Source organism: Pannus brasiliensis CCIBt3594 (genome assembly GCF_036688125.1).
Taxonomy (GTDB): Bacteria; Cyanobacteriota; Cyanobacteriia; order Cyanobacteriales; family Microcystaceae; genus Pannus; species Pannus brasiliensis.
Window position 1 is genome coordinate 18,652 of the sequence record NZ_JBAFSM010000059.1, and the last position, 8,542, is coordinate 27,193.

General features: G+C 51.7%; 8 protein-coding genes. 5 read left to right on the plus strand and 3 right to left on the minus strand.

Annotated features, from left to right (window positions below):
* The first annotated feature begins 145 nt into the window (after positions 1-145).
* From V0288_RS21575 to V0288_RS21590, 4 genes are all read left to right on the plus strand, one after another.
* On the plus strand, positions 146-1,585 hold the full coding sequence (locus V0288_RS21575) for a TldD/PmbA family protein (protein WP_332867244.1): 1,440 nt from the start codon (positions 146-148) through the stop codon (positions 1,583-1,585).
* Complete coding sequence (locus V0288_RS21580; protein ID WP_332867245.1) at positions 1,585-2,922, plus strand: TldD/PmbA family protein; 1,338 nt, start codon at positions 1,585-1,587, stop codon at positions 2,920-2,922. The genes V0288_RS21575 and V0288_RS21580 overlap by 1 nt, the downstream gene beginning before the upstream one ends.
* A 358-nt stretch (positions 2,923-3,280) precedes the next feature.
* The gene (locus V0288_RS21585; RefSeq protein WP_332867246.1) at positions 3,281-3,670 is read left to right on the plus strand and encodes a DUF6335 family protein; all 390 of its coding nucleotides are present in this window, start codon (positions 3,281-3,283) and stop codon (positions 3,668-3,670) included.
* Positions 3,671-3,765: 95 nt separating this feature from the next.
* Positions 3,766-4,968 carry a baeRF3 domain-containing protein gene (locus V0288_RS21590; RefSeq protein WP_332867247.1) on the plus strand — a complete coding sequence of 401 codons (1,203 nt, stop codon included), beginning with the start codon at positions 3,766-3,768 and terminating at the stop codon, positions 4,966-4,968.
* Positions 4,969-5,006: 38 nt separating this feature from the next.
* Here the strand turns inward: V0288_RS21590 and V0288_RS21595 are convergent, their stop codons facing one another.
* A complete protein-coding gene (locus V0288_RS21595) occupies positions 5,007-5,330 on the minus strand; it encodes a hypothetical protein (RefSeq protein ID WP_332867248.1) in 324 nt (107 codons plus the stop codon).
* Positions 5,331-5,593: 263 nt separating this feature from the next.
* Here V0288_RS21595 and V0288_RS21600 point away from each other — a divergent pair, with 263 nt between their 5' ends.
* Entirely contained in the window at positions 5,594-6,904 is a 1,311-nt protein-coding gene (locus tag V0288_RS21600) for a serine/threonine protein kinase (protein ID WP_332867249.1), read from the plus strand.
* 86 nt (positions 6,905-6,990) lie between these two features.
* Here V0288_RS21600 and dps read toward each other — a convergent pair whose 3' ends face one another.
* Both dps and V0288_RS21610 read right to left on the minus strand, forming a co-directional pair.
* Positions 6,991-7,509, minus strand: coding sequence for a DNA starvation/stationary phase protection protein Dps (dps, locus tag V0288_RS21605; RefSeq protein ID WP_332867250.1), 519 nt, complete (start codon positions 7,507-7,509; stop codon positions 6,991-6,993).
* Between the two features lie 124 nt (positions 7,510-7,633).
* Positions 7,634-8,365: a glutathione peroxidase gene (locus V0288_RS21610; RefSeq protein WP_332867252.1), complete on the minus strand. Its 732-nt coding sequence runs from the start codon at positions 8,363-8,365 to the stop codon at positions 7,634-7,636.
* Positions 8,366-8,542: the final 177 nt, after the last annotated feature.

Below are 8,542 nucleotides of genomic sequence, written 5' to 3' on the forward strand. Positions count from 1 at the left end.
AAAACAGGGTATCGCTCACCGGGTCCGATCGGGTACAAGCCTACCCTTTCCAGGAGAAAAGTGTTCGGTGGGTAGGGGCGCTCCGGCCTCTCGTCCCTACTTGCCTTTTGCCTCCTGCCTTCTAGTCACGCTTTCATCATTCCCTATGAATTTCGCGCTCGACCAAGCTCTAGAAAGACTCGACATTAACGCCGACTGGATCGGATTGCGGCAGTTAACCGAAACCAACACCACGCGAACCGTCCGCGACGGCAAACCCCAATCCAACGGGAGAAGCGTCACCCGCGGGGTGATGGTCGAGGTGATGGTCAACGGGCAGATCGGTTATTGCGCCACCAGTCACCTCGCGCAAGATAGCCTCCAAGCCGCCGCCGAGGTCGCCTATAAACAGGCGATCGCCGCCTCGCGTTGGTCGGTTCATCCCCTCGATCTCTCGGTACGTCCGAAAGCCGTCGGTCACTATCGATCGCCTTTTCTCAAACCCTCCGATTATTTCACGGCCGCCGATCTCAACGATTTATTGATCCGCATCTGCCACACCCTGAAAGTCTCCGATAAAGTCGTTTCCACCAGCGCGACCGCCCGAATTACCGAAACCGAACAGAACTTCTTCAGTAGTAACGGTTCGCGCGTGGAGCAGAAATTCGTTCTCGTGACGACAGACTACGGCGCGACCGCGCGGGACGGCAATATCGTCCAAAGACGCACCGATAACGGCTCTTTCGCCCGAAGTTATCAAGTCGGGATGGAGGTTTTCGAGCCGACCGCGACCCTAGAGCGAGCGAGACAGATCGGCGAGGAAGCGGTAGAACTGTTGAGCGCGGAGGAATGTCCGGAGGGAACCGCCACCCTCGTTCTCGCGCCGGATCAGATGATGCTTCAAATTCACGAGAGTATCGGGCATCCGTTGGAATTAGACCGTATTTTAGGCGATGAGCGCAACTATGCCGGGAGTAGCTTCGTTAAGCTTTCGGATTTCGGGTCGCTCGTCTACGGTTCGCCGCTGATGAACGTTACCTTCGATCCCACCGTCGAGGGAGAGTTCGCCAGTTACGCGTTCGATGACGGGGGAATGGCGGCGAAAAAAGAGTATTTAATTCAAAATGGCTTACTTTTGCGGGGATTGGGCGGCTTGGAGAGCCAGGCGCGCGCGAACGTTCCCGGTGTAGCCAATTTTCGCGCCTGTTCTTGGAATCGGCCGGCGATCGATCGCATGGCCAACCTCAACCTAGAACCGGGGGAAAGTTCCTTCGAGGAGATGATCGGTTCGATCGAGTACGGGGTCTATATGCGATCGAACCGTTCCTGGTCGATCGACGATTATCGGAATAAATTTCAGTTCGGTTGCGAGTACGCGCGACTGATCGAGAACGGGAAACTGACCAAAACCCTGCGGAATCCCAACTATCGCGGCATAACCAATCAATTCTGGCGGAGTTTAATCGCCGTGGGCGACGAAAGCACCCGCGAGGTCTACGGGACTCCCTACTGTGGCAAGGGAGAACCCAATCAGGTAATCCGGGTCGGTCACGCGTCCCCCGTCTGCGCTTTCGCGGATATCGAGATTTTTGGAGGTACGAAATAATGTCGATCGAACAACGGTGGGAATCGGTTTTTAACGACCTCGGCGAGAGTCTGATCGATCGCCTCCAATCCGGCGAATCCCTATCTTTAGAACTAATCGGGGAAAATAGCCAGTTTATCCGCTTTAATCGGGCGAGGGCGAGACAGAACGGCATCGTTCTCGACGCGAAGGTAAAAATCACTCTCTGGGGGGATGGCAAGACCGCTTATCGTCGTTTTCCCCTGACGGGCGATCGGGATCTCGATCTCGCGGAAGGGTGGGAAAATCTCGACGATTTACGCGAAGAGATCGCCATTCTCCCGGAAGATCCCTACATCGTCCCGCCGGAAAATTACGGTTCGACGCGGGAAGTCTATCACGGTGAACTTTTGCCGATCGAAAACGCGGTGGAAGAAATTCTACAGCCCGCTGACGGTTTGGATTTTACCGGTTTTTACGCGTCCGGGGCGGTTATTCGGGCGAATATGAACTCCGCGGGCGGAAAACACTGGTTCGCGACCGAATCCTTCTTTCTGGACTATTCCGTCATCACTCCCTCGGAAAAAGCGGTCAAACAGATTTTAGCCGATCGAATCTGGAACGGCGATCGATACCGCGAACAACTGAGAGCGATCGAGACCCAACTACAATTACTGGAAAAGCCCGTCCATCAAGTTCCCCCCGGACGTTACCGCGTCTATCTCGCGCCCGCCGCGACCGCGGATTTAATCGGGATGCTGTCCTGGGGAGGGGTTAGCGAGGCTTCCCTGCAACAGGGAGGGAGCGCCCTCACCAAACTCCGCCAGGGAAAAATCCTCTCTCCGCTATTGAGCCTCCGGGAAAACTTTCAAGGGGGAAATGTACCGCGATTTAATGAATTAGGCGAGGTCGCGCCGGCGGAATTATCGATTATCGAGAAAGGCGAGTTAATCAATACATTAATCAGTAGCCGTACCGCGAAAGAATACGGCCTCGTCGGGAACGGGGCGAGTCAGGGCGAGGGATTACGCGCGACGGAGGTTAGCTCCGGGGAGTTAGCGCGGGAGGAGATTTTACAACGGTTAGATACCGGGCTGTACCTTTCTAATCTGCATTATCTCAACTGGAGCGATCGACCCAGCGGACGGATCACCGGGATGACCCGTTACGCCTGTTTCTACGTGGAAAACGGGGAGATCGTCGCGCCGATTCAAGATTTACGCTTCGATGAAAGTCTGTACGCGTTCCTCGGCGAAAACCTGCTCGCCCTCACCGATTTTCGCGAGTTCATCCCGGAAACCGGAACCTACGAGGCGCGTTCGATCGGCGGTTTACTTCTGCCCGGTTTACTGGTGGAGGATTTCACCTTCACGCTATAAGAGACCTCTTGCGGAATTCAAAAATTGTCGTGTGGTTAGGGAAGTTCGCTTCGCTCGTACTCTCCCTTCGGTCGAGAACAGGAGCCAGTAGTCAGGAGTCAGGAGGAAGAATAAAGAAGCGTACCCAACCAATAAGCTTACGTTTGCAGGAACTTTATATCTTCAAAAGCTATTTACTCCTCCTTTCTCCTCCTGACTCCTGCCTCCAGTCTCCTGACTCCTGTCTCCTGACTCCTGTCTCCCGTCCCGACGAGAGATTTTTGATTTTTGTCAGAGGTCTTATCTATCCATTTGAAGATCCCGCTCGGCTCTTCCTTTCGTTAGGCTACAAGCAACGGGAAGCAAGAGGAGACGGTCAATGCTAGAGCGATCGGAGCAGGATTTTCTCGACGCGAGAGATCTGGACGATTTAGACGTGGATTTTGACGGGAGCGAGGAAGTGGAGATCGTGGATCTCGACGAGGGAGAGATGACGCGACTGGAAGAGGGTTACAATCCAGCGGACGCGCTTCTGACCGGTGGCGATATCTACGCGAATACAGAACAGGCCGCGACAGTGGGAGATGAGGCCGTCGGTGGTACGGTGATGACTCCCGATCAGAATGTGGTCGAGGATATCGGGGCCGCGGTGGGGTTAGAAATGTCCGATAAGGAATGGCTTCACACCGATGAAATTCTCAATCTTCGCGACGATCGCCGGTGGGAACTCGATCCCAAATCTTCGGAGGATTACGAACAGCGCCGGTAGTGAGGGAGGGGATGGGGAGATGGGGAAGTTTTTCGGGAAAGGGGAAGGAAAGTTTTTTGGTGGGTTACGCTTTGCTAACCTACCCTACGGTTTGTATGCTAGATAATTTTTATACAAGGGTTTTAACTATGAGCGAGATCTCGATCGAGGATATCAAAACGTTAACCGAACAGTCGGGGAATACTTGCGTTTCGATCTATATGCCAATGATGTGGACGGGTTTGGAAAGTAATCAAAACCCGGTGCGCTATAAGAATCTGGTTCGGGAAATGGAAAAACAACTACGCGATTACGGTCTGCCAGCGGGGGAAATCGAGGATTTTCTCGATCGAGCGGAATCGATCGATGTAGAAGACGAGGAATTCTGGCAGAAACAGAGTCAGGGATTCGCCCTTTTCCTCTCCACGGATTTTTTACAATACTATCGACTCCCCCTCTCTTTCGATGAATTGGTCGTCATCAACGATCGCTTTCACCTGAAACCTTTACTCCCTCTCTTAACCAACGACGGTGACTTTTATATTCTCACCCTCGGACAGAAACAGGTGAGATTCCTAGAAGCGACCCGTTATAGCGTGCGGGAGGTAGAGGTCGAGGGAATGCCGAAATCGCTCGACGAGGCGTTAGGATACGATGAAACCGCCAAAGAAGGTCAATTCCGTATCCAGACCGGCAAGGGGGGAACGAGTAATCCCTATCCTCAACCCGGTAGTTTTCACGGACAGGGTAGCCCCGATCGAGATCAGCATCATCGAACGCTCCTACAATTTTTCTACGCGGTCGATTCCGCGTTACACGAGCGCTTGCACGATAAACACGCGCCTTTAATTCTCGTGGGAGTCGAGTATCTTTTGCCCCTTTACCGCGAGGCGAATACTTACCCTTATTTAGTAGAAGAAGGCATCGCGGAGAGCGCGAAAGTGTTAACCTCGGAGGAACTTCACGAGCAAGCGTTACCGATGATCGAGCCGTATTTAACGCGGTCGCGGGAGGAGGCGATCGAGCGCTATCGTGAGTTAAGCGCGACCGAACAAACTTCCACGGATCTAGAGGAAACGATCGCGGCGGCCTATTACGGTCGGGTCGATAGTGTTTTCGTACCGATCGACCGACAAGAATGGGGCTATTTCAAAGCCTCCGATAACGAGATCGAGCAACACGAAACCCCCGAATTAGGCGACGAAGATCTCCTCGATACGGTGGCGATTCAAACCTTATTACACGGGGGAACGGTCTACGCGGTCGAACCCGATCGGGTTCCCGATACCGCGCCCGTCGCCGCCATTTTTCGCTATTAAATCCCGCATCGGGGGAGGTCGTTTTCCCGCGGCCTCCCTCAATCCGAGTTTTCCTGTAGACTATATTCCGGAATCTGATCGAGTACCTGATTTAATTGTTGTTTTTCTCTTTCATTTTCGAGAATTTCCATCTCTTGAAAAATTCCCGATCGCAATCCCTCTAACTGATAGGAATCTAAGGGGAGCGAGATGACTTTCTTCGTGTCGGGGGAATCCTGCCACGAGTTTAATTCTGACCGTAAACTCTCCTGAAGACAAGCGATGTGCGAGTCCGCCCCGGGAGAGTTCGATCGGGTTCGATCGATACTCTCGTTCAGTAATTGTAGTTGATAGCGATTGAGACATAGGGGGAGAGCGTCCATAGGTTTTTAATAGGAGTTAATTAGAGCGATCGAATCTTAGTCCCTCTCGCGATCGCCGATCATCTCTCCCTAGATAGCTTTCCCGATCGAGCGATAGGGTTTCGCGAAACTCCCCTGAATTCCGTAAATTCTCGGTAGGGATCGAAGGGAAAAATCCGTATTACTACCGAGGGAAGATGTCTGTTCTAAAACGATTCTAAAGATATAACCCGTTACCGGGGGGATCGGTTACGGTAAAAGTATCTCCACTCTCATCTTCAACGATGCTCGATCGAGTTCTCCACAGTCGCTACGAGATACAACAGGTACTCGGACAGAAAGCGGGAACGAGAACGGTACTAGCCAGAGATAGACAATCGCGGCAACTCGTTCTCGTTCGGATCTCGCTTTTTCCCGTCGATGTCGATCGAGAACGCGTCGATCGGATGAAAAATAAAATCGAACTTTTACAATCTCTCCGTCACGAATCGATCCCGCCGGTACTCGATAGTTTCGAGGTAGAGACACCGGAGAGAAAGGGATGGGCGATCGCGCGTCCCTTTCTGCGATCGAAATCTTTAGAAGAATATATTAATCCCGCGCGATTATTACCGGAATCGGAAATTAAACAGATCGCCAAATACTGTCTAGAAATTCTCTTCTATCTCCATCAACAACACCCGCCGATCTTTCACGGTAATCTAAAACCGAGTAATATTTTTTTCGATCCGAAAAACGAACGGATATATCTCGTCGATTTCGGATTCGAGCCAGAGAGCGAAAAACTCGATCTCTATCCTTTAGGTCTAATCTTGATCGGTTTAGCCACGGGTGTCCCCGCGAGAGATTTACCGAAAAAATCGGGAAAATTGCAATTCGAGGAGCGGGCGAATCTCAGTTCTTTCTTTCTTTATTGGCTCAAACGCACGATCGATCCCTACCCCGATCATTGTTTCCGCTCCGTAAAAGAAGCCCTAGAAAGTCTCTATAGTTATCAATTAATTCTCGTCTCTCACGACAATTTCACGAAACCCTACGGGAGCGAGGTCACTCTTTACAAGAGCGAGCGTCTACTACAGGTGACGATTTCTAGTAAAGCGAAACAGCGATTTTTTAGTAATTTACAATATCAATTCCGTCGCTTTTTGCCCTCGATCATTTTTAGCGTTTCCCTACTAACTATCGTCGGGGCGTATCGAACAAAACTCCTGTTTTTTCTAATTCCCGTTCTTCTCGTTGCCGTTCTAAATCTACTTTTTCCCAGCCTCTCTTTCGAGCTACTAAAAGCTTTCTCGAAAGGCGACCTAGAACTCTGGTTAACCTCCGAAAAAGTAACCCTATCGAGATATATTTGCTGGTTCAAAATTCCCGTACTCTCCCCGACCGATACCGATAAAATTTATCAGATCGAGAGAAGAAATGTTTCCCTGATCCTCGAAGAAGACCGATCGATCGTCATCCCTCCCTGTCTGGCGCTGATCGCGGGCGATCGAGAGTACACCATCAGCGCCAGCCCGGACATTAACGAAGCGGAACTCGATTGGTTAGCCCATCAATTCAGCGATTGGTTAGGATTACCGATCACGCGAGTGTAAAAACGGGAGATGGGGAGAGAGGAAATATTTTCGGAAAAAGACTACTTTTAAGTGATGTATCTTTCCCCTTTCCCCTTTCTCCCTCTTTATTTCTCGATCAAGTGCGCTTCTAAGAACCAGAGGCGTTTATCGATGTCGCGGGAGATTTCCGTGTAGAGATCCGCTGTGTCCGCGTCCCCGGCACTACCGGTAGAATCGATGGCGGCGCGTACATGGGCCGCGTAGAGCGCGTACCGTTCCGCGAGCGCGGTGACGTGTTCTAACCCGCCCGCGATATCGTAGGGATATTCGGGGAGGATAGAATTCGCGGCCGCGATGCGTGCCGTCCCCATCGCCGTACCGCCTAACGCGGTGATCCGTTCCGCGACCATATCGACGTATCCTTCCATTTCCGTGGCCATCTCGTCGAATAATAGGTGCAATTGATAGAAATCTTTCCCTTTCACGTTCCAGTGAGCTTGTTTTACCTGCGTTTTTAGATCTAAACTAGCCGCGAGAGTTTGGCTGAGGGTTTCGATTACCGTTTTCCGGGTTTCCAAGCCGAGATCGATGCGGGTGGGATAATACCGGCCGGTGAATTCCGATCGCGCGTTGGTGGCTACCATATTGATGTACTCCTTTTATTCGGTCTAAAATTCTGTTTAGTTTTTTTCACTCTCTAGAGACGGGAGAGGTTCGATCGAGATTGTAAACCAATCGAAACGATAAACCATCCCCCCTAACGATCGATTAAACGCCCAAGTAGGCCGCTAAATCGTCGGAACCGCCGATCAACTTGCCATCGATGAACACTTGGGGGGTGGTTCCCTTGCCGCTGACGGCGCGGAGGGAACGGGAGGTAACATCGCGGCCTAAGACGATTTCCTCGTAATCCCAGCCTTTTTCCGCGAGCATTTTCTTGGCGCGGGTACAGTAGGGACAACCCACTTTCGAGAAGAGAGAAACTAGGGGGCGTTTCTTCGCGTCCGGATTGATGTAGTTGAGCATGGTGTCCGCGTCGGAAACCTTGAAGGGGTCGCCGGGTTCTTCCGGTTCGATGAACATTTTCTCGATGACACCATCTTTTACCAGCATCGAGTAGCGCCAGGAACGTTTGCCGAAACCGAGATCGGCTTTGTCAACCAACATTCCCATTCCCTCGCTGAACTCTCCATTGCCGTCGGGAATCAGGATCACGTTATCGCACTCTTGATCTTTGGCCCACTCGTTCATCACGAAGGTATCGTTCACGGACAGACAGACGATGCTATCGACTCCATTTTCTTGGAAAACCGGGGCTAATTCGTTATAGCCGGGTAAGTGGGTGGTCGAACAGGTGGGGGTGAAAGCGCCGGGGAGGGCGAAGAGAACTACGGTTTTTCCTTTGAATAATTCGTCGGTGGTGATGTCCACCCATTGGTTATCCTTGCGGACGCGGAAAGTAACGTCGGGAACTCTCTGGCCTTCTCGGTTCGGTAACATAGTGCTGGCTCCTGTCAAGTCGTAGTCATTTCGAGTTTGCATAACTGAAGTGTACTCGTAACGATTATGAGTTGTCAACCGAGTATTTGTACTCAATTCGTGGAGTCGGGAGTCGGGAGTCGGGAGTCGGGAGTCGGGAGTCAGGAGTCGGGAGTCGGGAGTCAGGAGTCAGGAGTC

Coding starts and splice junctions, on each gene's coding strand:
- V0288_RS21575 (WP_332867244.1), top strand. CDS start 146: ATGAATTTCGCGCTCGACCAAGCTCTAGAAAGACTCGACATTAACGCC.
- V0288_RS21580 (WP_332867245.1), top strand. CDS start 1,585: ATGTCGATCGAACAACGGTGGGAATCGGTTTTTAACGACCTCGGCGAG.
- V0288_RS21585 (WP_332867246.1), top strand. CDS start 3,281: ATGCTAGAGCGATCGGAGCAGGATTTTCTCGACGCGAGAGATCTGGAC.
- V0288_RS21590 (WP_332867247.1), top strand. CDS start 3,766: ATGCTAGATAATTTTTATACAAGGGTTTTAACTATGAGCGAGATCTCG.
- V0288_RS21595 (WP_332867248.1), bottom strand. CDS start 5,330: ATGGACGCTCTCCCCCTATGTCTCAATCGCTATCAACTACAATTACTG.
- V0288_RS21600 (WP_332867249.1), top strand. CDS start 5,594: ATGCTCGATCGAGTTCTCCACAGTCGCTACGAGATACAACAGGTACTC.
- dps (WP_332867250.1), bottom strand. CDS start 7,509: ATGGTAGCCACCAACGCGCGATCGGAATTCACCGGCCGGTATTATCCC.
- V0288_RS21610 (WP_332867252.1), bottom strand. CDS start 8,365: ATGTTACCGAACCGAGAAGGCCAGAGAGTTCCCGACGTTACTTTCCGC.